We start from the raw sequence: 23,012 nt of genomic DNA, 5'->3' as shown, positions 1-23,012 counted from the left end.
CAAGTCCACCCCAAGGGGGGATTTCCGGCTTCTCCTTAGCGGAGAAGGGGTCTGAGATTTTCCAGCTAGAAAGTCCCGACTTTAGGCGGCAGTATCTGATGCTGAGCCCGCTTTCGCCCGTTCAAGGTTGTACATTCCACGGAGCATGGAAACGATTGCAATGCCAGCTAGGTCGAACAGCGCCTTAGCTTCGATCATGTCTAGCGTAGCGTCAGGGTGAGCCAACGGGTTCCTGTCCAGGTCCTTGATTTCTCGTAGGGTTCGGAGAACCTTGCGACTTGGAGAAAGAGGCCCCTCTGGGTCCACCTTTGCTTCCAATGCTCTTATGGCGTCTCCCATCATGAGACGTTCCGGGCGGGGACCGCAGAAAGCCTCATAATAAAGGATCAGGATCGCCTCGACCGACCTAGCAGCGTGGAAACCGGCTGCGGTCGGCATCCCAAATGCCAGGCACTTCCCGGCCTCGTTAAAGTCGTGTCTCGCTACTCCTTGGAAGCGGGGCTCGTCCCAGAGTCCGGCACAAACGGTAGCATTAAGGATCAGGGTAGGGGTGTGATACCCCATTCTTTGCGGAACATAGAACGTAGCAGAGTTCTGAAACTCTGCCGCCATTACGTGCTGAAACGCCTCGACTTTCCTTTTCAGGGTCAAGAACTCCCAATCTGCAATGAAGTTGGTGTTCCAATCCTTTCCCCAATCGAGCTGGTCCGTGTCTGAGACGTAGTAGTGGCGGCGAAGCAAAGCTCGGAGCGGTGTGAATAGCTCTCTTGCTGAATGGGCAGCGGTCTCTAAGCGAATAGGGTCCCCATTCAGGAGTTTTTCCAAGCGAGTGTCTAAGTCAGCAAGGGGACTGTATGCATCCGCGAGCGAGCTTTGCTGCTGTTTTCCTAGCGCCCCAAATGCATTGAGCGACGCTCCAAGATCGACGAAAAAGCTCAGGTTAATGTGTTGCACACCTGCCCCCACATTCGAGATTTATGCCATTTCTAAACCACAGCAGGCGGCTCAGCACGCGGGTTCGATGGAGAGGAGCCACAACCCACAACAAATCACATAGCGCAATGGACCCTATGTGTGGGAAGACTGTAGGTAAAACCTGTAGGGAGCCCCGAAGCTCTCGGGCGAAGATCGCCAGTTATTTCAAGGGGTTAAACTAGCCTGATGAGCAATGGCGGAGGGAGCGGGATTCGAACCCGCGATACGGTTTCCCGTATACACACTTTCCAGGCGTGCGCCTTCAACCACTCGGCCACCCCTCCAACAGAGCCCCTTGGGCTCCAGGAACCTTCGCAGCGCCGTTCGACACGGGCCGGTCGGTTCTCCGCATGCGTCTGCGGAGCGCCCGTGTATCGCTAAATCACGGCAAAAGGCAAGACCGAACTTGAGTCAATTTAGCCTGAATCGCCTTTGCCATTGCGACAAAACGCTCTAGATATTCCCCCTCTGTTCATAGAGGTATCTTCCCTTGAAGTTCCTAGCGCGTAGCCTTGGCCTCCTGCTGATCGCAGCCGGATTTATCGGATTGGTGATCGACGGGACGCGATCCATCGTCAACAATGCTGTATCGTTCGCATCCATCGGAAAGGTGATCGGCATCCTTTCCCCGGGTGGAATGGCGTCGCTCGAGGGAAGCATCGCGCAGCGCGGCTATCCCTGGTTGTGGGATCCGATCGCCACTTACGTCCTGCAGATGCCTGCCTCGGTATCGGCCTTCCTGGTCGGAGCCCTGCTGATGTGGCTGGGCCAGAAGCCGCTGGAGCCGATCGGGTACCTCGCGGGCCGCTGAGTTTTCACGGGAAGGTGACGTCCCGGGGCCCTCCCGCAGGCGCGTAGCCGTGCCTACATGAGCGAGGTCACGCGAGGGACCTTCATGTTCAGCTTCCGCAAACGACTTGACCTGCCGAACGCCGCCGAGGCTCTGCCCGGCCGCGCCAGCCCGATCCCAACGGCCGAACGGCATTTCATCAACGACCGTCCGCTTCAGCCGCCCTATCCCGACGGCATGGAAAAGGCCCTGTTCGGCCTCGGCTGCTTCTGGGGCGCGGAGCGCAAGTTCTGGCAGCTGGGTGACGGCATCTGGATCACCGCCGCGGGCTATGCCGCCGGCACGACGCCCAACCCGACCTATGAGGAAGTGTGCACGGGTCTCACCGGCCACAACGAGGTCGTGCTGGTGGTCTACGATCCGAAGGCGATGTCCTACGAGGCCCTGCTGAAGACCTTCTGGGAGAACCACGATCCGACCCAGGGCATGCGCCAGGGCAACGATGTGGGCACCCAGTATCGCTCCGGGATCTACGTGTTCAACGAGGATCAGAGGAAGGCCGCAGAGGCGTCCAAGGCGGCGTACGGCCAAGCCCTTGCCGGCAAGGGCTACGGGCCGGTCACCACGGAAATCCTCGACGCGGGACCGTTCTACTTCGCCGAGGATTACCACCAGCAATACCTGGCCAAGAACCCGAACGGGTATTGCGGCCTCGGCGGCACCGGCGTGTCCTGCCAGATCGGCGTCGGCGTGGCGGCCGAATAGGACGCCATCTTATCCGAGAGCGTCAGGCGGCCTGCATCCGGAAGGATGTAGGCCGCTTCTCTGGATCGCGTCTCAAGGCGCCTCGAGAACGGTGCGGCACTCGTTCGGGAGTTGCGCCATGGTCAGCGGCGGGCGGGGCTTGCCGGGCTTCGGACGCAGCATCTGGGGCGTGAACCAGGCATTGAGTTCCGCCCCGCAGCCGTCGCCGCCCGGAGGCGGATCCTGATCGGAGCAGCCTGCTTCGCCGGCCGGGCAGGCGAGGCGGATATGGAAATGGTAGTTGTGGCCCCACATGGGCCTTACCTTGGTCAGCCAGTTCCGGTCCGCTCCCGCTTCCCGGCACAGCGCCTTCTTGATGGCCGGGTTCACGAAGATCCGGGCGACGCCTCTTTCCTGAGCGGCGGCGCGGATGACGGCCGTGTGCTGCGGCGTCCATCGGGCCGGATCCACATCGAGCCAGTCGTCGCGCACCACGTTCGTGGCCGACATCTCCTCCCGCTCGCCCCGCGAAAGGCGGCGGTTGGGCATGGGAGTGAGCCAGATATCCGCATCCAGGCCGATCTGGTGCGAGGCATGGCCCGTGATCATCGGTCCGCCGCGCGGCTGCGAAATGTCGCCGACGAGAAGACCCGGCCATCCGTTGATGCCCGGCAGGCGGGTGGCGAACCGCTGCAGGAAGCCGATCATCTGCGGATGACCCCAGTTGCGGTTGCGGGAGAGCCGCATGACCTGCCAGTTCTCGCCGTCGATCGGGATCGCCGCCGCCCCGGCCACGCAGCCTCGGGCATAGCTGCCGATGGATCGCGAGCGCAGATCGGCCGGCGTGGCGCGCCGCCCGAACAGCTCCTTCGCGGCGAGCCTGGGATCGCCGGGATTAGCGAGCGGCGGCAGCGGCTTCGGGTCGAGGGTGCCCCTGTCCTGCGCGGCGGCGGTGCCACCGATGAGAAGAGCGAGCGTGAAGGCGAGAGAGCGAATCGGGGTCATGCGGCAAGGCTAGCCTGCAAGCTTCGACTCCGGAACGTGCCGCATGCGGCCATCTTGTCGCTCTCAAGAAGAAGGGCCGGATCCTAGACCCGGCCCCTTCAATTCGTCAGTGCCGGGGCTGCGGGCGTCCCTCGTAAGGGCTTCGCTGGCTGATGTGTCCCGGTCCGAAGGTGCGCTTGTCATGACCGTTGCCGGCGCGGCGCATGGCCGGCTGGTAGCGCGGCGTCGGCCGTTTGTTCAAGCGCTTCGGCTTCCGGCCTCCCGCCAGGGATGGCAGGAACAGGGCGGCGATGCCCGCGGCGACGCCGGCCAGCACGGCCGCCGTCACGAGCGGGTGGAGCTGAGCTTCGAGGAGCAGGCTCGTCTTGCGCGGTTCTCCCGGCAGGGACGAATACATGTCGCCGTCCTCGCGGGCCTGATAGAGGTTGTCGCGCATTCCGGGCCGTTCGGGATGGTCCGTCGTCTGCGAACCATAGCCCGTCCATTCCATCGCCTTGTCGACGAGGTGAGGCGCGACCTTGCCCATGGCGCCGATGATCCAGCCGCCGAAGCCGATCGTGATCTCGCGGCGGTTGTGTTCGGCCGCATACGCGATGGCCTTGGCGACGAGATGAGGATCATAGGCCGGCGGCGGAACGGCATTGTCCCGGTCGAGGTAATTGCGGGCATGTTCGACGTAAGGCGTATCGATGGACGACGGCTTGATCAGGGTGACAGCGACCGGCGCGCCCTGGTTCGCCAGTTCCATGCGCAGCCCGTCCGTGAAGGCTTTGACCGCATGCTTGGAGGCCGAGTACTGGGTCTGGAGGATCATCGTCCGCTCGGACAGGACGCTGCCAACGTTGATGATGGCGCCGCCGCGATGGCGCAGATGCTCCGCCGCGATCATCGAGCCGTTGACGACGCCCCAGTAGTTCACGTCGAAGAGCTGGCGCTGGTCCTCCATCGGGATCTCAGTGAGGGTACCGTACAGCGCCACCGCGGCATCGTTCACCCAGGTATCGAAGCCGCCGAAAGTCTCGATGGCGGTGCGCGCCACCCGTTCCAGATCTTCGCGCTTGCTGACGTCCGCCGCAACCGCAATGGCGCGCGTCGTCCCATGGCTGAGCTCGTCGGCAATCTTGCGCAGGGCGTCCTCGTTGCGGGCAACCAGGACGAGACCCTTGGCGCCGCGTTCGGCGAACAGGTGGGCCGTCGCTAGTCCGATACCGCTGGATGCCCCGGTGATGACGACGACCTGGTCTCCAACCGGCTTCTGGCGAACCGCCATGGCATTCTCCTTCACGTCCTCAGGTTTCGTAAACGTGGGTCAACGTGAGGTCGGGAAGGGGGTTCCTACGGCAGCGCTTGGCGCGAAGGAACGGCCAAGAAGGTTGAAATCCTTAGGGTTCCGGCCCAAAGCCGGAACCTGCTTTTCAACCCGAGCGTTGCCCTAGCGCATCGTGCGGAAAAGTGGCCCCGGTTTTTCGCGCCCGGCGATGCGCCAGTTTAAGGAAGAAGCATCGGATGGATCCCAAAAGTGGGTCCACTTTTGCGTCCGATGCCTTGGATCTCACTCATGAAGGGAGCGAAGTGATGCAGACGACGGCACAAAGCAGCGACGTTCGCGAAACCCACAGCCTGATTGCCAGCGACAAGGTCGAAGGAACGCCGGTGCGCCGCTCGGACGGCGAGAAGATCGGGACGATCGAGCGCGTGATGATCGAGAAGCGATCCGGCAAGGTTGCCTATGCGGTCATGAGCTTCGGCGGCTTCATGGGGCTCGGCGAGGAATACTACACGCTTCCCTGGACTGTTCTGAAGTACAACACCGAGCTCGACGCCTATGAGCTGAACCTGTCAGAGGACCAGCTGCGCGGAGCGCCCCGCCGCAGCGCGGAAGGACATGACGCTTCTTACGATCGGGAATGGGAAGAGCACGTTCATCGCTACTACAACGCCACGCCCTATTGGGGGGCAAGTGATCCGATGAGCACGGGCCGGTAACCCGGAGCGCCACCCTGGAGAAATAAAATCGCCCGGCTTTCACCGGGCGATTTTTTTGCGCAGGCGCCGGCGACAGGAAGGAACCTATCCCGGCGCTTGCGGCATGCTCGTCTTAGCGCTTCCGCGACTTCGAGGGGCTCTTGCGAGCGCTCGAGGAACGGGAGCCGGAAGACCGCTTGGCAACCGTGCCCGACTTCTTCGTGGAAGAGGTCCGGCTCGAAGCGGCAGCAGCGCGCTTCGGGGTCGACTTCGACGCGCTGCGCGCCTTCGAGGCCGACTTCACCGCACCGCGGCTGGAGCTGCGGGAGGCAGACTTCCGGGCCGCCGGACGAGCCGAAGTCGAACGAGAAGAGGACTTCTTAGCGGCCGACTTGGCCGAAGTCTTCTTAGCGGTCGTCTTCTTGGCAGCAGTCTTCTTGGCGGTGGTCTTCTTCGCTGCCGACTTGGCCGACGAACGGGCCGAGGTCTTCTTGGCAGCAGACTTCGCGGTGGTTTTCTTAGCAGTGGTCTTCTTAGCGGTGGTCTTCTTCGCGCCGGACTTGGCGGAAGATTTCGTCGCCGACCGGGAGGTCGACTTCGCTGCCGACTTCTTGGCAGCGGTCTTCTTCGCTCCAGCCTTCTTGGCTGTGCTGGTCGAGCTGCGGCGAGCGCTGCTCTTCTTAGCGGTCTTCTTGGTGCTGGTCGCACCGGTGTCTCCCGTGAACAGCATTGTCAGCGGGTTAGACTTGGTGTCTGTCGGCATTGCCGCCTCCTTCAAGGGCCTTCGCGTGCAACCGTCACGCTTGCAAGGCAACGTCGTTATACCAAGGGGGTTCCGATTATCGAAAAGTGTAGACAGTAGAATGCTCACTTTTTCTGTGGATATTTATCTCGGCATGTCTCTCTGCACTTGCAGATCTAAGACTCAATATCGGTTTCAAGATGAGACAGTTAGAGCCGCTTCCTCAGGCACATCGACATCGTTGGATGTGCCGGCGTGCAGCATGAGGTAGTATAAATTGTTATTTACTCCCAGGTACTTAACCCAATGATAAAGATGATGGTATCGCCCTTCAGAGTATTCGGATGTCTTAACGCATATTAAACATCGCAGGACGAATCCTCTTCACTTGGAGAGGGTCTAAGGCGGCTTTTGCTCATCCCGGGATCCTCTCACGCGTGGAACAAAAAATTTTCGAGGATCGACTCGAAAAGCCGCAAGAGGAGCGCTGAGCGCGTCGAGAATCACGCGCGATGATCGATCCGACGGCCTGTTGCCGTGAGAGGCTGATCGTGGCTCGCTTCAGGTTTGCACCTCATGTGCGTGTTGGTCGCTCGAACGAATGCCGATGGAGGCTTCACGCGGTGGCGGCGGCAGGTTAAGCGAGGAGACCCTCACATCGGTTGGACCGCCGTGCCCCATCGCAGCATTCTCGCCGTCGTCCTCTGGATGAGCGGCGCGCTCCTCTCCTTCTCCGCAACGGCCGTCGCGGTGCGCGCACTCGCGCCCACTTTCTCGATCTTCGAGATGCTGGCCGTTCGCAACGCCGCCGGTGTCCTGATCCTGCTCGTGCTCGCATTGCTCCGGCCAGAGCTGCGGCCCGGCTTGAAGCCGCGCCGCTTCCCGCTGCACCTTGCGCGCAACGTCCTTCATTTCCTCGGCACCGACGGATGGGCGTTCGGCCTCACGCTCCTCCCGCTCGCAACCGTCTTCGCGCTCGAATTCACCACGCCGGCCTGGGTCGCGCTGCTCGCGATCCCGCTGCTCAAGGAGCACATGACCAGAGGGCGCCTCGTTGCCATCGTGCTCGGGTTCATCGGCATTCTCGTGATCCTGCGTCCGGGGCTGGAAACCTTGCAGCCGGCCAGTTTCCTGATGCTTGGCGTCGCTTTCAGCTTTGCCCTCGTGGCGATCATGACCAAGCGTTTGACGATGACGGAGAGCACCTTCTCGATCCTGTTCTTCATGAACCTGTTGCAGCTTCCCATGAACCTCGTAGGCGTGAGCCGGGCCTTCTGGCTCGAGGTCCAGCCGTCCCATACGCTCGCTCTCGTCGGCATCTGCGTCGGCGGTCTTCTCGCGCATTACTGCCTGACCAACGCCTACCGTCGCGGCGATGCGACCATGGTCGTGCCGCTGGACTTCATGCGCATTCCGCTGATCGCCTTCGTCGGCTGGCAGCTCTATGGTGAGCCGCTCGACCCCTATGTCTTCCTCGGCAGCGGCATCATCATCATCGGCCTTCTCTACTCCCTGCAGCGCGAGGCGAAATCCGCATGACCTGGTCGCCGCAACAGGATGCCGCCCTCAAGGCCGTCGCCGACTGGCTTCGCCGCGGCGACCGTCCGGTGTTCCGCCTCTTCGGCTATGCCGGCACGGGCAAGACGACGCTTGCCAAGCACATCGCCAAGAACGTGGACGGCGAGGTGGCCTTCGGCGCCTATACCGGCAAGGCCGCACTGGTGCTGCGCACCAAGGGCTGCACGGATGCCTCGACGATCCATTCGATGATCTACCGGTCGCGGGAGTCGGACGAGAACGGTCCGCAATTCGTGCTCAACCGCCAGAGCCCGGCCTCCAAGGCCGACCTCATCATCATCGACGAATGCTCCATGGTGGACGAGGAACTGGGGCGTGATCTGCTCTCCTTCGGGCAGCCCGTTCTCGTGCTCGGCGATCCGGCGCAATTGCCGCCCGTCAAGGGCGGCGGCTTCTTCACCGAGGGCGAGCCCGACGTGATGCTCACGGAAGTGCACCGGCAGGCGAAGGACAATCCCATCATTCATCTGTCGATGACCGTTCGGGAAGGCGGGCGCCTGGAACCGGGGACGTATGGCGAGAGCCGCATCATCCGCCGTCGCGAGATCGACGCCTCCGCCGTCATGGCGGCCGATCAGGTGTTGGTTGGCCTCAACAAGACCCGGCGCCTCTACAACACGCGCCTGCGCGAGTTGAACGGCTACCGTGACCCCATGCCGGCGGCGGGCGAGAAGCTCGTCTGCCTGCGCAACGACAAGACCAAGGGCCTGCTCAACGGCGGCACCTGGACCATCCAGGCTCTGCGCGGCATCCGCAACGACTTCATCCGCATGGATGTCCTGCCGGACGACGATGCCCGCCGCCGGTCCGTGGAAGTCGCCGTGCACAAGGCTTTCTTCGAGGGCACGGAAGAGGAGGTGCCGTTCGTGCTGCGCAAGGAATCCGACGAGTTCACCTACGGCTACGCGCTGACCGTACACAAGGCGCAGGGCTCGCAATGGGACAACCTCGTGCTCTTCGACGAGTCCTATGCCTTTCGCGAGCATCGCAGCCGCTGGCTCTACACGGCCCTCACCCGGGCGGCCGAAAAGGTCATCGTGGTGATCTGAGTGCCGATGGCCGGAACCGGATCAAGCTTGGGCGCTTATGGCTATAGCTAAGCAATAAGCGACAAGGATACGGACATGCTCAAATGGGCTCTGATCTTCCTGGTGGTCTCCCTGGTGGCGGGAGCGCTGGGCTTCACGGGTGTCGCCTCCGGGGCCAAGACCATCGCCAAGGTTCTGTTCGGCCTGTTCCTCCTTGCCTTCATCCTCCTGATCCTCCTTGCCTGGGGTGCGGGCGAGCTGATTTTCTGAGGCCCTTCTTTCTCTGACGCTGCGCAGATCGGGAATTCGGCTCCGAGCTTCGTCTCGGGGCCGGGAAATGCATGCATTGGATGCATGAAGTCCCTGCTTCGGAGGCCCTCCCTTCTTCCGCCCGCCCCGATATAGGGGCGTCTCAACTATTCGTTTGAGTGCGTCGCGTTGAAACTTTCCGTCTCATGTGCGCCTTGAAACCGAAACGAATGAAAGGGACGCCCATGAAACGTCGTGCATTCCTCCAGTCCGCTGCCCTCGGTGCAGCCGCCGGAGCGGTTGCCAAGCCGGCCATTGCTCAATCCAGTCCGGAGATCCGCTGGCGTCTGACCTCGGCTTTCCCGAAATCCCTCGACACCCTTTTCGGCGGCGGCGAAACCTTCGCCAGGCTCGTCTCAGAGGCCACGGACGGGAAATTCATCATCCAGACCTTCGCACCCGGCGAGATCGTCGGCGCACCCCAGGCGCTCGACGCCATCGGCAGCGGAACGGTGGAGATGGGCCATACCTGCTCCTACTATTACGTGGGCAAGGACCCGACCTTCGCCATCGGCACGACGCTGCCCTTCGGTCTCAATTCCCGCCAGATGAATGCCTGGCTCTATCAGGGCAACGGCAACACCCTGCTCAACGAATTCTACGCCAAGCACAACGTCCATGCTCTGCCCGCGGGCAATACGGGCGTGCAGATGGGCGGCTGGTTCCGCAAGGAGATCAAGACCGTCCAGGACTTGCAGGGCCTCAAGATGCGCATCGCGGGTCTCGCCGGTCAGATCCTGGGCAAGCTCGGCGTTGTGCCGCAGCAGATCGCCGGCGGCGATCTCTACCCGTCGCTGGAGCGCGGCACCATCGATGCCGCGGAATGGGTGGCGCCCTACGACGACGAGAAGCTCGGTCTCAACAAGGTCGCGCCGTACTACTACTACCCGGGCTTCTGGGAAGGCGGTCCGGCGATTCACTTGTTCATCAACCAGGCGAAATGGAACGAGCTGCCGAAGACCTACCAGGCCGCCATCCAAGCGGCGGCGGGCTATGTGAACGTGGACACGCAGGCCAAGTACGACGCCAAAAATCCCGCGGCCCTGCGCAGCCTGATCGGAAACGGCGCCCAGCTGCGGCCCTTCTCGCAGGAGATCATGGATGCGGCCTACAAGGCCGCCAACGAGGTCTATGACGAGATCTCGGCCAAGAACGCCGACTTCAAGAAGATCTACGACAGCTACAGGGCCTTCCGGAACGAGGAATATCTCTGGTTCCAGGTGGCCGAATACGCCTACGACACCTTCATGATCCGCGCCCGCGCCCGCGGCTGATGACGAACAGAAGGCGGGCCATCCGCCCGCCTTTTCTTTTTCTGCGGGCTCGCCACGGGCTCCCTGTCGGGACAATCTTCCATGGGAGCTCAAAAGCGTAGCTGTGGACAGGCAACCGTTGCGCTTTCGATGCGTTGCCCTGGATGTGGGGGTTCGCTACGGCTGGAGGCCATGGTGCGCAGCGTAAAGGAATGGGGAGCATGGCCCCGCAGGGCGATCATCCTGGCAGGATGTGCCGTCGCTTCGGTCGCGCAGGCCGCCAATACCCCTCTCGACACGTCCTCCGCGAACGAAACCGTGCAGGTCCGGTTCGATCCGATGACACGCCAGACCTGGGTGACGGGACGAGCGGCCTCGGATCTCTGCTTTTCGCTCTCTCTGCCGGATGAATGGCGGCGGGCGGACGGCGGGATCAAGGCGGCTTCCTTCGACGGTGAGCTTTCTCTGAGCCTTCGCTCCGCCCGGGAGCTTCGGGACATGCCGCAGCCCGATCTCGTCAGCCGCGATGCCGCGGCCCTGCAGCAGGATTATGAGGGCCTTCTCGGGCGTCCGGCCCAGTCTGTTTCCCTGTCTTCCAAGGCCGGCGCTGCGCGCTGGTCCGCCACCTGGATCGATGCCAATCTGCCTATGGCCTCCCATGCCATCACTGTCGAGACCCTGATCGTGCCGCTCTCGGGCGAATGGGTGCTCGAACTGTCCCTGTCCGGCGTCGAGACCCGCGAGGCCTACAACGCGCTTACACAGCACATGCTGGCACGGTTGAAGGTGCAGGGCAGGGCGGCCTGCCAGGGCTGACCCATCGCATTCGGCGTTCGCCGCTGGCCATTCGTGATGCACATTGGCCAGCACGAGGCCCGCCCCATCGTCAGGACAAGCCATGGACGTGATCATCTACCACAACCCGCAATGCGGGACCTCCCGCAACACCCTGGGAATGATCCGCAATGCGGGGATCGAGCCACATATCATCGAATATGTGAAGACGCCGCCGACGCGCCTGCTCTTGCGCCAGCTGATCGACCGTATGGGGGTGAGCGTCCGCGACCTGATCCGTGAGAAGGGTACACCCTATGAGGAACTCGGCCTCGGTGATCCTTCTCTGGGCGACGATCAGCTGCTCGACGCGATGATGGCGCATCCGATCCTCATCAACAGACCTATCGTGGTCACGCCCATGGGCGTCAGGCTCTGCCGCCCCTCCGAGATCGTGCTCGACATCCTGCCGCCGCAACAGGGCGAATTCGTCAAGGAAGATGGCGAGCCGGTGGTCGATGCCGCCGGGCGCCGCGTCGGTTTGGCATAGATACCAAGGGAACAAGCCGCTGCTTCCTCCGGTTCAGGGACAAGACAGTCCCGTTCGAAGGAAGGCAGCATCATGGAGCTTCAAGGCAGAGTCGCGCTCGTGACAGGCGCAGGATCTGGCATCGGCAAGGCGACGGCCCTGCGATTCGCGCGCGAGGGCGCCATGGTCGGCGTGCTGAGCCACACCGAGGATGAGATCCGGAAGGTTGCCGACGAGATCGAGGCGGCCGGTGGCAAGGCTGTCCCGCTCGTAGCCGACGTGGCGGATGACAATCAGATGCGCAAGGCCGTGGCCGATCTGGTGCAGGCTTTCGGCCGCCTCGACATCGTCTTCGCCAATGCGGGCATCAACGGCGTCTGGGCTCCCATCGACGAACTGCAGCCGCAGGAATGGGACCGTACGATCAACACGAATCTGCGCGGCACATATCTCACGCTCCACTATGCCGTGCCGCACCTGAAGAAGGCCGGAGGCTCCATCGTCATCACGGCCTCCATCAACGGATCGCGGACTTTTACCAGCGCCGGCGCGACCGCCTATTCCGCCACCAAGGCCGCTCAGGTGGCGATGGCGCAGATGCTGGCGGTCGAACTCGCCAAGCACAAGATCCGCGTCAACGTGGTCTGCCCCGGCAAGATCGGCACGGAGATCTCCGACAACACCGACAAACGCAACACAGAGGAAGCGGAGGTTCCCGCCGAATATCCCGCGGGCTCGATCCCGCTCACCGGTCAGGAGCCCGGCACCAGCGAGGAGGTGGCTGAGCTCGTGCTCTTCCTTGCTTCCGATCGCGCGGGGCACATCACCGGAACGCCGGTGTGGATCGACGGCGGGCAGTCGCTGCTGGTGTAAGAGCAGGCCTGCTGGGGCTCAATGCGCCTCCAGCTGCGTGCCCACGGGAACAGATGGCTCGAGAACGAAGGTTTCCTTTTGCTCAGATGAAGGTGCGGCGCGCTGCAGGCTGCGATAGGCGCCCCAGATCGCCATCAGCACCTGGGCGATGATCACGACATAGAGCAGGCCCAGCCGTCCGAACTCCGTCATGGCCATGCCGGAAATGATCGGGCCTATCGTGGCGCCCACCCCCTGCAGGATCAGAAGGCCACCTGCTGCGGCCACGAACTCGCCCGGCTTCACCATGTCGTTCACATGGGCGGTGACGATGCTGTAGGTCGGGATCACGCTGCCGCCGAAAATGGCGACATAAACGAAGACGAGCCACACCGGCACCGTCAGCGGCACGAAATGAATGAGCGCGAGCAGGATCCCGGCCGCCATCGCCGAAGCGCCGATGATCACGTGGCGCCGGTCCATGCGGTCCGAGAGCCAGCCGAGGGGGTAGGTCGTGGCAAAGCCGCCGAGCGTGCCGCAGGCCATGAAGATCGCGATCTCCGCGGTGTCCAAACCGCGCTCCTGCGCCCAGATCGGGCCGAGCGCGAAGAACGAGCTGGTGGTGACGCCGCAGAGAACGGCCGCCACCACGCCGAAGGGCGATTGGCGGTAGAGTTGCATCAGGTTGATCTTCGTGTCGCTGACCGCATGAGCCGGTGCCGTGGCCCGCGACAGCGCAGTCGGTACCAGAGCCAGGCAGATCAGGATGGCGACGAAGCAGAACAGCCGATAGCCGTAAGGATCGCCAGCCGGCAGAAGCAGCTGCCCGCCGATGCCAGCGATCAGACCGGCCATACCGTAGACGCTGAGAACCTGTCCGCGCGTTTGCGCGGAGGCCGACGCGTTGAGCCAGCTTTCGACCACGATGAACAGCCCGGCGAAGCAGAAGCCGGTCAGCGCCCGCGCGGCGATCCAGACGGCCGGACTGATCACGAGGAGGTGGAGGAGTGCGGTCGATGCTGCCACGGCCGCCAGGGCGGCGAAGGTGCGGGTGTGCCCGACCTGCTGGATCACGCGCCCGGCATAAAGGGAGCCGATCACGATGCCGCCCCAGAACGCGGAGCCCACGGCTCCGATCTGGGTCGGTGTGAACTGCTCGATGCTTCCGCGCACGCTCAGCAGCGTTCCTTGCAGGGTATTGCCGATCTGCATGAGAGCATAGCCGAGAAGGAGGGCGAAAAGCGTCGGCAGCGTGGCCCGCAGGGACGAAGACATGGGTTCTCCTGTAAAGTGAGATCCTGTGGCTCGGATGTGCGGCGTGTGAAAAGGTCCGGCCTCGTACCCATGGACGCGCCGAAGCCCGGCGTCCGAAGACCCCGTTCTTCAGCCTGCAATCATGAGAGAGACCAAAGCCCCGCGCTGAGTTGAACTCCGGGGCAAAGGGCAGGTTCCAGGATTTGTTGCTGCAGTGCAAACGGCAAAAATAAGGCCCGGCTCATGACCGAGCTGGGCCTCTCGCATTGTGCTGCAAAGGCTTCGGTGAGACTTCAGGTGTCCATCTTCAGCGCGGCGATGAAGGCTTCCTGCGGAATGTCGACCTTGCCGTACTGACGCATCCGCTTCTTGCCTTCCTTCTGCTTGTCGAGCAGCTTGCGCTTGCGGGAGGCGTCGCCGCCGTAGCACTTGGCGGTCACGTCCTTGCGCAGCGCACGGATGGTTTCGCGCGCGATGATCTTGCCGCCGATGGCCGCCTGGACCGGGATCTGGAACATGTGCGGCGGGATCAGCTCCTTCAGCTTCTCGCACATGGCGCGGCCGCGGCCCTCGGCCCGGTCGCGATGGACCAGCATGGAAAGCGCGTCCACCGGCTCGCCGTTCACCAGCACCGACATCTTCACGAGATCGCCCTCGCGGTAATCGGAGATGTGGTAGTCGAAGGAGGCGTAGCCCTTCGAGACCGATTTCAGGCGGTCGTAGAAGTCGAACACCACCTCGTTGAGCGGCAGGTCGTAGACCACCATGGCGCGCTTGCCGACATAGTTGAGATCGATCTGCACGCCGCGCCGATCCTGGCAGAGCTTGAGGACCGAACCGAGATAATCGTCCGGCGTGAGGATCGTGGCGCGAATCCACGGCTCCTCGATGGACTCGATCTTCATCACGTCCGGCATGTCGGCGGGGTTGTGCAGCTCGATGGTCGACCCGTCGCGCAGCTTGAGGTGATAGACTACGCTCGGAGCGGTGGAGATCAGGTCGAGGTTGAACTCGCGCTCCAGGCGCTCCTGGATGATCTCGAGATGCAGAAGGCCGAGGAAGCCGCAGCGGAAGCCGAAGCCGAGCGCTGCCGAAGTTTCCATCTCGTAGGAGAAGCTGGCATCGTTGAGGCGAAGCTTGCCCATAGCGGCGCGCAGGTTCTCGAAATCGGCCGCGTCGACCGGGAAGAGGCCGCAGAACACAACCGGCTGCACGGGCTTGAAGCCGGGAAGCGCTTCTGCGGTGGGCTTGCGGTCGTCGGTGATCGTGTCGCCGACGCGGGTATCGGCCACTTCCTTGATCGAAGCGGTGAAGAAGCCGACCTCGCCGGGCCCGAGCTGGGCCAGTTCGGTCATCTTGGGATTGAACACGCCGACACGGTCGAGGCCATAGGTAGCGCCGGTGCCCATCATCTTGATGATCTGGCCCTTCTTCATGGTGCCGTCGACGATGCGCACGAGCACCACCACGCCGAGATAAGCGTCATACCAGGAATCGACGAGGAGCGCTTTGAGCGGCGCATCCGGGTCACCCTTGGGCGCCGGCAGCTTCTGGACGATGGCCTCCAGGACGCCCTCGATGTTGATGCCGGTCTTGGCCGAGATCGGCACAGCCTCCGAGGCGTCGATGCCGATCACCTCCTCGATCTGCTCCTTGATCCGGTCCGGATCGGCGGCGGGCAGGTCGATCTTGTTGAGGACCGGCACGATCTCGTGATTGGCGTCGATGGCCTGGTAGACGTTGGCGAGCGTCTGCGCCTCCACGCCCTGGGAGGCGTCAACCACCAGGAGCGAGCCCTCGCAGGCCGCGAGGGAGCGGGAGACCTCGTAGGCGAAGTCCACGTGGCCGGGAGTGTCCATGAGGTTCAGGATATAGGTCTTGCCGTCCTGAGCCTTGTATTCCAGGCGCACGGTCTGAGCCTTGATGGTGATGCCGCGCTCGCGCTCGATATCCATGTTGTCGAGCACCTGTTCCGTCATCTCACGGGCCGAGAGCGCCCCCGTGGTCTGGATCAGGCGGTCGGCGAGCGTCGACTTCCCGTGATCGATATGGGCCACGATGGAGAAGTTGCGGATGTTGTCGAAGGTGCGAGCGGTCATAATTCTGCTGATATAAGAATGTTCAGGCCGCAATAGCAGGGTGGCCCCCCAAAGCCAAGGGAGGCCGGTGTCGCGTGGCGGGGGGCTTTTCGGTCGCCAACGGTCCGGTTTGCCCTATCATCCCCTTGGACAGGACAACAATCCGGGAAAGCCGCCATGGCCGGAACCCCAGCGATGACCGACGATTCAGGCAACCTTGACGGCACGGGCCGCCCAGAACTGCACCGTTCCATTGGCTCCTTCCAGTTGGCGCTCTACGGGCTCGGCAGCATGCTGGGCTCGGGCGTCTACGGGTTGATCGGGCAGGCGGCGGGGCAGGTGGGCAATGCCGTCTGGCTCGCCTTTCTGGTGGCCCTCGTGGCAGCGCTCCTGACGGCGCTCACCTATGCCTCGCTCGGCTCGCGCTACCCTCGCGCCGGAGGCGCCGCCTATGTCGCCGAACGGGCCTACCGCTCGCCTCTCCTGGGCTTCGTTGTAGGATTAGCGGTGGCCTGCTCGTCGCTCACCTCGGTCGCAACCCAGTCCCGGGTCTTTGCCGCCAATCTCGCCTCCCTCACGGGAACGGGCGAGCAGACGGTGACCTGGCTGGCGCTGGGCTTCCTTCTCCTCCTGACCGGACTGGTGCTGCGCGGCATTCGGGAATCCATGTGGGTCAATGTGCTCTGCACCTGCATCGAGGCCGGCGGCCTGCTGCTCGTCGTGGCGGTGGGCATCAGCTATTGGGGGACGGTCGATCTGCTGGAGACGCCGCCGCCGGGAGAAGGCGCAAGCGACGTGATGATCCTGCTCGTGCTGCAGGGCTCTGTGCTCACTTTCTTCGCCTTCATCGGGTTCGAGGATTCGCTGAATGTGGCAGAGGAATGCCACGATCCTCAACGTACCATTCCCATCGGGTTGATCGCCGCCATGAGCATGGCAGCAGTGATCTATATGGGGGTCGCGATCACGGCCGTTTCCGTGCTGCCCTGGCGGGAGCTCGCTGCGGCTCCCGGGCCCCTGACGGCCGTGATGCAAAAGGCCGCTCCCTGGCTACCGCCCATCGTCTATGCATTGATCACCCTGTTCGCCGTCGCCAACACAGCCCTCGTCAACTACGTGACCGCCTCGCGGCTGGCCTACGGCATGGCCCATCAGGGTCTCCTGCCCTCCTGGCTCGGTCGCGTTCATGCAAGCCGGCGCACCCCGCATCTGGCGATCCTCGCCCTGTTCGTGGTCGTGGCGCCCCTGGCCGTGATCGGCACCATCGGCCAGTTGGCCGCCGCTACCGTGCTCCTGCTGCTCCTCGTCTTCGCGCTGCTGAACGGCGCGCTGGTGCTGCTGAAGAACAGGGAAGGGGAGCCGCGCGGGCGTTTCGAGATCCCGCTGATCCTGCCGCTTCTCGGATGCTTCGTCTGTGCGGCTCTCGTGATCGTGCGGGTGATCACCGGCGACTGGCGCGCGCCGGCTCTCGCAGGAGCGCTGCTGGCCGGGATCTTCCTGCTCTATGCGCTGTACCGGCCGAAGAGCGAGAGACGGACCGCCTAGCTCCGCGGAACCCGGTGTCGTAGCCCTGGGGCAGGCGTGGAACCGGGGTCCCGCGCCTGCTGTAGAAAGAGATGATTACCGGGCGCACTCGACGGGAACGCGCTGATCGGTGCCCTGGACCAGGACGGTCCGGCACGGCACGCCATTGATCATCCGGATCTCGTGCGGGGCGGCCGTCGGGAAGGCGGAGGCCGGCGTCCCCGAGACGGGAGCCCCGGCGGCCCGCGGGCCGACGAGAACGCTGCCGGTCGTCGTCGGATCCATGCCGATCATGCCGGCCGAGCTGGCGCATTGGACGGGAATGCGCTGGTTGCTCTCGCGGTCGAGGATGGTCCGGCACGGCACGCCGTTGATGGTCTGGATTTCGTGCGGAGCAGCATTCGGGAAGGGGGAGCCGGGTGTGCCGCTCGTCTGGGCCTGGGCCAAGCCGATGGTGCCGAGCACCATGAGACCGGTGCTGGCGATGAGTGTCAGTGCCTTCACGGTAACCTCCTCTGTCAGGGAAACATGGCCGCTCTCGACGGCCGGAGGTTCAACGCCTCAGGAGAAGATTATTTCCTATCGGGCAGATTCTGAGCACGGGCCGAGGAAAGTTCACCGTCTTGCGCGCTTCCTGACGCGCCGGTGAGACGTGGACGGGCCGCTGACCCAACCGAAGCCTAAGCAGCTTGCTGGTCGGCCGACCCGATGTGGATGCCGATGGTGCAGCAAACGCCCTCCCGCTCGAAGCGGATATCGAGCTCTCCTGCAAGCTCCCGGGTGATGGTCTGCCGCAGGAGGCGCGAGCCGAAGCCCGGAATCGGCTGGGTTTCAAGGGTCGGACCTCCCAGCTCGCGCCAATGGACGGTCAGGATCGCTCCCTCGATCGTCCAATCGACCTGGACCCTGCCTGAGGCTGTCGAGAGCGCTCCGTACTTGGCGGCGTTGGTGGTGAGCTCATGGAAGGCCATGCCCAAGACCACCGCCGACTTAGGCACGAGATGCACGTCCGGACCATCGATCGTGACCCGTGACGAAGTGGTCCGATAAGGCCCAAGCTCGGTCTCCAGCACGGTCCTGAGCGAGGCGCCTTCCCAATGCGTCTCGTTGAGGAGGTTGTGGGTGCGCGAGAGGGCCAGCAGGCGTTCCTGAAAGCGTTCCTGCGCCACCTGGGGCGATGCGCCGGAGCGGTTCGACTGCCATGCCAGCGACTGAACGGTAGCAAGGGTGTTCTTGACCCGGTGGTTCAACTCGTCGATCAGCAATTTCTGACGGCGGTCGGCGGCCCAGCGCTCCGTGATGTCTTCGACCACGCGTACGGCATACAGAAAGCAACCCTCTGCATCGCGCAGGGCCGTGCTCGTCACGCGGGCCCGTCCGCTGCTGCCGTCCTTGCGGATGAACAGGCTTTCGGTGGTGTAGGTGTCCAGCTCGCCTGCGACCTGACGGGAGAAGAGCGCCAGATCCTGATCCACGCTGCCTGGTTGCGTGACATGGCTGAAGTGCTGTCCGATCAACTCCTCGCGGCTATGGCCCGTCAGCTTGCAGCGGGCCTCGTTGACGGAAATGAACCGGCCCTCCCGATCGACTTCCGCGATTCCCACCGCGGCGTTCTCATGGGTGGCGCGCAGGCGCGCCTCGCTTGCCCGCAGGGCGGCCTCGCGTTGCCGAAGCTCCGTCGAGGCCGAAGCGAGTGCGTCGCTGACCCGGTCGATCTCCGCCAATCCGCTTGCCGAGACCCTGATCGGTTCGCCGCGCCCGAGGCGCTGTGCCAGGGTGACCAGCTTCCCGACCGGCGCCGCGATGCTGCGGCCGACCAGCCATGCCATGAAGGTTCCAAGCGTCAGGAGGAGCCCCCCGGCCGTTGTGAGATACAGGGCGGAGCGCCACGGCGCTGCCGTGATCTCCGAGCGTGGCACCGCCACGATGGTCGACCACCCCGAGCCAGGAGAGCGTGACAGGGCCAGCAGGGTCGGAATGCCGTCCAGGGAGACGCTCTCGAAGACGCCTTGCCTGACCTGCGTCCGGACCCGCACCACGTTTTCAGGGGTCGCGGGCTTGCCGACGAAACGATCGGCGTCACGGCTCCTCGCCACCACCGTTCCGTTGCGATCGACGATGGCGCCGATCCAAGATGGAGGAAGGCCCTGATCCGCCAGAACCCGGCTCACCGTTTCGGCCAGCATGTTGATGCTGACGTAAAGCTCGGACCCGTCCCTGGCGGTGACGAGCGTGTCGATGCCGACCGTCGGCTGCTTCGCCACGAAGCCGTTGAACAGGTTGCTGATCCTAATCGTTCCCGGTCTCAGGCCCTGGCGATGATCCCTGCTTTGGATGAGCGGCAGAGGGCTGCCGGGCGGAAGCAGCGTGTTGACGACCTGACCGCGATCGTCCGCAACGGTAATCCAGGTGCCCGGGATACGGATTGCAGCGCGAGACCTCGCATCGAACTCCGCATAGTCTTTCTCGATGAGCTGGGGCGATGTCGACAGCGCCCAGAGCAGGGCCTCGGCCTGGCCGAACTGGCGGTCGACCACGAGCGACAGCGCACGGGAGGTCTCCTGAAGGTGCTTCTCGATCTCCTCGCGGTCGTGGCGATACCCGGCATAGACCGTGATGGCGGCTGTCGCGAGCGCCGGAACGAGCAGGACCAGCGCAAGGAGGATGAGGCGCGACCGCACGGACGGGAGATGCTGCCGGGCGGCCTTCCGTCCGCCCAGTCCCGACACCGAAATGGATTTGCCCACTGTTTGATCGCTCCGGAGCCGAACCTCGTTCCTCAAAATATAAGGCGCGGCCGTTTATTTTTGCCATAACACGCCAAACGGCAAGAGTCCTGCCTGACGTCGCGCGGAGCCACGCCCCGAACCCGATTTGGCACAGCCGGAAACCGTTCGCGCCTATCGTCCCTGTTCCAGGATGCGCGAGATCACCTTGGCGGTGTAGTCGACCATGGGAACGATGCGGGCGTAGTTCAGCCGGGTCGGGCCGATGACGCCCAGGACCCCGACGATTTTCTGGCTGCCGTCGCGGAAGGGGGCGGCGATCATCGAGGAGCCGGAGAGTGAAAAGAGCTTGTTCTCCGAGCCGATGAAGATGCGGACCCCTTCGCCACCCTCGGCCCGGCTCAGCAGGTCGATCACGTCGGTCTGGGTCTCGAGGTCCGAGAAGAGCAGGCGGATCCGCTCCAGATCCTCGGCCGCCTTCAGGTCGTCGAGGAGGTTGGCCTGCCCGCGCACGATGAGCTGGCGGGAATCCGCCGGTCCCACCGTGGTGGCAAGCCCCGCCTCCACGAGCCTTGCCGTCAGTGCGTCGAGCTCGCGCTCCATGTCCTCGCGGCGGCTCTGGATCTCGCCCTTGACGTCGCCGAGCGTCTTGCCCTGGATGCGGGCATTCAGGAAATTCCCGGCCTCCACCAGGGCGCCGGCCGGCAACCCGGCCGGAAGATCGAGGAGGCGGTTTTCCACCGAGCCGTCCTCGGAGACGAGCACCACCAGGGCGCGGCTCGGGTCGAGGCGGACGAATTCGATGTGCTTGAGGCGTGCATTGGACTTGGAGGTCACGACCACGCCGGCGCCGCGCGAGACGCCCGACAGAAGCGCCGAGGCCTCGGCCAGGGCCGTTTCCAGGGTATGGCCGGAGGCGGCCGCCCGCATTTGCGCCTCAATGCGCGAGCGCTCCTCGGAGGTGACGTCGCCGATCTCCATCATGGCGTCGACGAAGAAACGCAGGCCCGTCTCCGTCGGCAGGCGACCGGCGCTGGTATGGGGCGCGAAGATCAGCCCCGCCGCCTCCAGATCCGCCATCACGTTGCGGATCGAGGCCGGGGAGAGCGTCATCGGCAGAATGCGCGAGAGATGGCGCGAGCCCACAGGCTCGCCTGTCATGAGATAGCTCTCGACGATCTGGCGGAAGATTTCGCGGGAACGGTCGTTCAGCTCCGCAATGGCGCGGGTTTCCGACAGATGGGAAAAGGGGCCGGTTGGATGCATCCGAAGGGTTCTACGCTCTCACAATTCCACCCTGCAAGTCAGTATTATGTGCGGATCGGACGTCCTTTAAGCAAGCCTTGCGCTTGCCTAAACCGCCCCGCGGCTCCAAACAGGCGGGGAATCGCACGATCCTTCAGGAGAAACCCGCCATGCGTCCTTCCAACCGCGCCCCCGACGAACTGCGTCCCGTCACCCTGGAGCGAAGCGTCGCGCGCTATGCGGAAGGCTCCTGCCTCGTGACCTTCGGCAACACGAAGGTGATCTGCACGGCCTCGCTCGAGGAAAAAGGACCCCCGTGGCTGCGCGGCACGGGCAAGGGCTGGGTGACGGCGGAATATTCCATGCTGCCCCGCGCCACCCACGAGCGCACCCGCCGCGAGGTCAATTCCGGCAAGCCTTCGGGACGTACCCAGGAGATCCAGCGCCTCATCGGCCGTTCGCTCCGTGCCGTCGTCAACCTGCCGGCCATCGGCGAGAAGCAGATCGTTGTCGATTGCGACGTGATCCAGGCCGACGGCGGCACCCGCACCGCCTCGATTACCGGTGCCTGGGTGGCGCTGCACGAATGCTTCACGTGGATGCAGAACCGCTCGATCATCTCGATCAATCCCCTGCGCGAGCCTGTCGCCGCCATCTCCTGCGGCATCTACCAGGGGCAGCCGGTGCTCGATCTCGACTATGCGGAGGATTCCGCCGCCGAGACCGACGCCAATTTCGTGATCACCGGCTCGGGGGGCATCGTCGAGGTGCAGGGTACGGCCGAGGGCAAGCCCTTCTCCGAGGAGGAGTTCCTGAGCCTTTTGCGGCTCGCCAAGGCCGGTGTGGCGCAACTGGTCGACCTGCAGAAGAAGGCCGTGGCATGAGCATTCATCGTTCCCTGACCGGCAAGGTCGTCGTCGCCACCCACAACGCTGGCAAGCTGCGCGAGATGCAGGAGCTTCTGGCTCCCTTCGGCGTCGAGGCCGTGTCGGCGGGCGAACTCGGCCTGCCGGTTCCCGACGAGACCGGGCACATGTTCGCCGAGAACGCCGCCATCAAGGCCCATGCGGCGGCGATCGCCACCGGCCTGCCGGCGCTCTCAGACGATTCCGGTCTCTGCGTTCACGCGCTCGACGGCGCGCCGGGCCTCTTCACGGCCGACTGGGCCGGCCCCAAGAGGGATTTTGATGCCGCCATGGAACGGGTGGAGCGCGAATTGCTGAAGCGCGAGGCGACGGACCGCAGGGCCCATTTCGTCTCGGCCCTCGTCATCGCTTGGCCCGACGGCCACGAGGAGCTGTTCGAGGGGAGGGTCTTCGGCCAGGTCGTATGGCCGCCACGGGGCGACAAGGGCTTCGGCTACGACCCCATGTTCCAGCCGGACGGCTTCACCGAGACCTTCGGGGAGATCTCCTCGGAGGAGAAGCACGGCATCGACTGGTCGAAGCCAGAGCCCTCTGGCCTCTCCCACCGGGCCCGCGCCTTCGTGAAGCTGGCGGCCGGCTGCCTGCACCGGGTTTAGCGTCTTGCGCGAAAAGGCTCCTCTGAGGCCTCGCCGTCATCGCCTCCCGCATCGAGTGCGGGAACGATCCTGACATTCTCTCCCGTCATCACCGGGCCTGTGCCGGCGATCCAGTTTGT

The 23,012-nt window shown here is 63.9% G+C and carries 22 protein-coding genes and 1 tRNA gene; 14 read left to right on the top strand and 9 right to left on the bottom strand.

Annotated elements, in window-relative coordinates; translation table 11 throughout:
* Nucleotides 1–81 precede the first annotated feature (81 nt).
* Both VB672_RS11325 and VB672_RS11320 read right to left on the bottom strand, forming a co-directional pair.
* Nucleotides 82–954: a hypothetical protein gene (locus VB672_RS11325; RefSeq protein ID WP_329784293.1), complete on the bottom strand. Its 873-nt coding sequence runs from the start codon at nt 952–954 to the stop codon at nt 82–84.
* Between the two features lie 215 nt (nt 955–1,169).
* Nucleotides 1,170–1,259, bottom strand: a tRNA-Ser gene (locus VB672_RS11320).
* A 206-nt stretch (nt 1,260–1,465) separates the two neighbouring features.
* Between VB672_RS11320 and VB672_RS11315 the strand changes: the two genes are divergently transcribed.
* Both VB672_RS11315 and msrA read left to right on the top strand, forming a co-directional pair.
* Nucleotides 1,466–1,786: a PetM family of cytochrome b6f complex subunit 7 gene (locus VB672_RS11315; RefSeq protein ID WP_329784292.1), complete on the top strand. Its 321-nt coding sequence runs from the start codon at nt 1,466–1,468 to the stop codon at nt 1,784–1,786.
* Between the two features lie 84 nt (nt 1,787–1,870).
* On the top strand, nt 1,871–2,530 hold the full coding sequence (msrA, locus tag VB672_RS11310; RefSeq protein ID WP_329784291.1) for a peptide-methionine (S)-S-oxide reductase MsrA: 660 nt from the start codon (nt 1,871–1,873) through the stop codon (nt 2,528–2,530).
* Between the two features lie 72 nt (nt 2,531–2,602).
* Here the strand turns inward: msrA and mepA are convergent, their stop codons facing one another.
* A complete protein-coding gene (gene mepA, locus VB672_RS11305) occupies nt 2,603–3,514 on the bottom strand; it encodes a penicillin-insensitive murein endopeptidase (protein ID WP_329784290.1) in 912 nt (303 codons plus the stop codon).
* Nucleotides 3,515–3,620: 106 nt separating this feature from the next.
* Nucleotides 3,621–4,784 carry an SDR family oxidoreductase gene (locus VB672_RS11300; protein ID WP_329784289.1) on the bottom strand — a complete coding sequence of 388 codons (1,164 nt, stop codon included), beginning with the start codon at nt 4,782–4,784 and terminating at the stop codon, nt 3,621–3,623.
* Nucleotides 4,785–5,089: 305 nt separating this feature from the next.
* On the opposite strand from VB672_RS11300, the gene VB672_RS11295 reads away from it, so the two are divergent.
* The 9 genes from VB672_RS11295 (at nt 5,090) to VB672_RS11255 (ending at nt 12,565) form a co-directional block, all read left to right on the top strand.
* Nucleotides 5,090–5,500 carry a PRC-barrel domain-containing protein gene (locus tag VB672_RS11295; protein ID WP_329784288.1) on the top strand — a complete coding sequence of 137 codons (411 nt, stop codon included), beginning with the start codon at nt 5,090–5,092 and terminating at the stop codon, nt 5,498–5,500.
* Between the two features lie 176 nt (nt 5,501–5,676).
* On the top strand, nt 5,677–6,492 hold the full coding sequence (locus VB672_RS11290; protein ID WP_329784287.1) for a hypothetical protein: 816 nt from the start codon (nt 5,677–5,679) through the stop codon (nt 6,490–6,492).
* 401 nt (nt 6,493–6,893) lie between these two features.
* On the top strand, nt 6,894–7,760 hold the full coding sequence (locus tag VB672_RS11285) for a DMT family transporter (protein WP_329784286.1): 867 nt from the start codon (nt 6,894–6,896) through the stop codon (nt 7,758–7,760).
* On the top strand, nt 7,757–8,848 hold the full coding sequence (locus VB672_RS11280) for an ATP-dependent DNA helicase (RefSeq protein WP_329784285.1): 1,092 nt from the start codon (nt 7,757–7,759) through the stop codon (nt 8,846–8,848). Before VB672_RS11285 ends, VB672_RS11280 begins: the two co-directional genes overlap by 4 nt.
* Before the next feature lie 75 nt (nt 8,849–8,923).
* Complete coding sequence (locus VB672_RS11275) at nt 8,924–9,097, top strand: DUF1328 domain-containing protein (RefSeq protein WP_152715814.1); 174 nt, start codon at nt 8,924–8,926, stop codon at nt 9,095–9,097.
* 224 nt (nt 9,098–9,321) lie between these two features.
* A complete protein-coding gene (locus tag VB672_RS11270) occupies nt 9,322–10,410 on the top strand; it encodes a TRAP transporter substrate-binding protein (RefSeq protein ID WP_329784284.1) in 1,089 nt (362 codons plus the stop codon).
* Between the two features lie 171 nt (nt 10,411–10,581).
* Nucleotides 10,582–11,205, top strand: a complete 624-nt coding sequence (locus VB672_RS11265) for a hypothetical protein (protein ID WP_329784283.1) — start codon at nt 10,582–10,584, stop codon at nt 11,203–11,205.
* A gap of 82 nt (nt 11,206–11,287) precedes the next feature.
* Nucleotides 11,288–11,713: an arsenate reductase (glutaredoxin) gene (gene arsC, locus VB672_RS11260; RefSeq protein WP_329784282.1), complete on the top strand. Its 426-nt coding sequence runs from the start codon at nt 11,288–11,290 to the stop codon at nt 11,711–11,713.
* Nucleotides 11,714–11,785: 72 nt separating this feature from the next.
* Complete coding sequence (locus VB672_RS11255; protein ID WP_329784281.1) at nt 11,786–12,565, top strand: SDR family oxidoreductase; 780 nt, start codon at nt 11,786–11,788, stop codon at nt 12,563–12,565.
* A gap of 18 nt (nt 12,566–12,583) precedes the next feature.
* On the opposite strand, the gene VB672_RS11250 is transcribed toward VB672_RS11255, so the two are convergent.
* Complete coding sequence (locus VB672_RS11250) at nt 12,584–13,819, bottom strand: MFS transporter (RefSeq protein ID WP_329784280.1); 1,236 nt, start codon at nt 13,817–13,819, stop codon at nt 12,584–12,586.
* A gap of 272 nt (nt 13,820–14,091) precedes the next feature.
* Nucleotides 14,092–15,897, bottom strand: a complete 1,806-nt coding sequence (lepA, locus tag VB672_RS11245) for a translation elongation factor 4 (RefSeq protein ID WP_329784279.1) — start codon at nt 15,895–15,897, stop codon at nt 14,092–14,094.
* Nucleotides 15,898–16,071: 174 nt separating this feature from the next.
* Between lepA and VB672_RS11240 the strand changes: the two genes are divergently transcribed.
* Nucleotides 16,072–17,421, top strand: coding sequence for an APC family permease (locus VB672_RS11240; protein ID WP_329784278.1), 1,350 nt, complete (start codon nt 16,072–16,074; stop codon nt 17,419–17,421).
* Between the two features lie 75 nt (nt 17,422–17,496).
* Here VB672_RS11240 and VB672_RS11235 read toward each other — a convergent pair whose 3' ends face one another.
* The 3 genes from VB672_RS11235 to hrcA all read right to left on the bottom strand — a co-directional run bounded on the left by VB672_RS11235 (nt 17,497) and on the right by hrcA (nt 21,392).
* Entirely contained in the window at nt 17,497–17,904 is a 408-nt protein-coding gene (locus VB672_RS11235; protein ID WP_329784277.1) for a hypothetical protein, read from the bottom strand.
* A gap of 176 nt (nt 17,905–18,080) precedes the next feature.
* The gene (locus VB672_RS11230; RefSeq protein ID WP_329784276.1) at nt 18,081–20,147 is read right to left on the bottom strand and encodes a sensor histidine kinase; all 2,067 of its coding nucleotides are present in this window, start codon (nt 20,145–20,147) and stop codon (nt 18,081–18,083) included.
* Nucleotides 20,148–20,300: 153 nt separating this feature from the next.
* A complete protein-coding gene (gene hrcA / locus VB672_RS11225; RefSeq protein WP_329784275.1) occupies nt 20,301–21,392 on the bottom strand; it encodes a heat-inducible transcriptional repressor HrcA in 1,092 nt (363 codons plus the stop codon).
* Between the two features lie 149 nt (nt 21,393–21,541).
* Here hrcA and rph point away from each other — a divergent pair, with 149 nt between their 5' ends.
* Nucleotides 21,542–22,255: a ribonuclease PH gene (gene rph, locus VB672_RS11220; RefSeq protein WP_329784274.1), complete on the top strand. Its 714-nt coding sequence runs from the start codon at nt 21,542–21,544 to the stop codon at nt 22,253–22,255.
* Complete coding sequence (locus VB672_RS11215) at nt 22,252–22,893, top strand: non-canonical purine NTP pyrophosphatase (protein ID WP_329784273.1); 642 nt, start codon at nt 22,252–22,254, stop codon at nt 22,891–22,893. Before rph ends, VB672_RS11215 begins: the two co-directional genes overlap by 4 nt.
* The last annotated feature ends 119 nt before the right edge of the window (nt 22,894–23,012 follow it).

The sequence above is a fragment of the Microvirga sp. CF3016 genome (genome assembly GCF_036314085.1).
GTDB lineage: Bacteria > Pseudomonadota > Alphaproteobacteria > Rhizobiales > Beijerinckiaceae > Microvirga.
Note: the sequence above shows the minus strand (reverse complement) of the source record. Positions and strands in the feature narration are given on the sequence as shown.

Coding starts and splice junctions, on each gene's coding strand:
- msrA (WP_329784291.1), top strand. CDS start 1,871: ATGTTCAGCTTCCGCAAACGACTTGACCTGCCGAACGCCGCCGAGGCT.
- mepA (WP_329784290.1), bottom strand. CDS start 3,514: ATGACCCCGATTCGCTCTCTCGCCTTCACGCTCGCTCTTCTCATCGGT.
- VB672_RS11300 (WP_329784289.1), bottom strand. CDS start 4,784: ATGGCGGTTCGCCAGAAGCCGGTTGGAGACCAGGTCGTCGTCATCACC.
- VB672_RS11295 (WP_329784288.1), top strand. CDS start 5,090: ATGCAGACGACGGCACAAAGCAGCGACGTTCGCGAAACCCACAGCCTG.
- VB672_RS11280 (WP_329784285.1), top strand. CDS start 7,757: ATGACCTGGTCGCCGCAACAGGATGCCGCCCTCAAGGCCGTCGCCGAC.
- VB672_RS11275 (WP_152715814.1), top strand. CDS start 8,924: ATGCTCAAATGGGCTCTGATCTTCCTGGTGGTCTCCCTGGTGGCGGGA.
- VB672_RS11270 (WP_329784284.1), top strand. CDS start 9,322: ATGAAACGTCGTGCATTCCTCCAGTCCGCTGCCCTCGGTGCAGCCGCC.
- VB672_RS11265 (WP_329784283.1), top strand. CDS start 10,582: ATGGTGCGCAGCGTAAAGGAATGGGGAGCATGGCCCCGCAGGGCGATC.
- arsC (WP_329784282.1), top strand. CDS start 11,288: ATGGACGTGATCATCTACCACAACCCGCAATGCGGGACCTCCCGCAAC.
- VB672_RS11255 (WP_329784281.1), top strand. CDS start 11,786: ATGGAGCTTCAAGGCAGAGTCGCGCTCGTGACAGGCGCAGGATCTGGC.
- VB672_RS11250 (WP_329784280.1), bottom strand. CDS start 13,819: ATGTCTTCGTCCCTGCGGGCCACGCTGCCGACGCTTTTCGCCCTCCTT.
- lepA (WP_329784279.1), bottom strand. CDS start 15,897: ATGACCGCTCGCACCTTCGACAACATCCGCAACTTCTCCATCGTGGCC.
- VB672_RS11240 (WP_329784278.1), top strand. CDS start 16,072: ATGACCGACGATTCAGGCAACCTTGACGGCACGGGCCGCCCAGAACTG.
- hrcA (WP_329784275.1), bottom strand. CDS start 21,392: ATGCATCCAACCGGCCCCTTTTCCCATCTGTCGGAAACCCGCGCCATT.
- rph (WP_329784274.1), top strand. CDS start 21,542: ATGCGTCCTTCCAACCGCGCCCCCGACGAACTGCGTCCCGTCACCCTG.
- VB672_RS11215 (WP_329784273.1), top strand. CDS start 22,252: ATGAGCATTCATCGTTCCCTGACCGGCAAGGTCGTCGTCGCCACCCAC.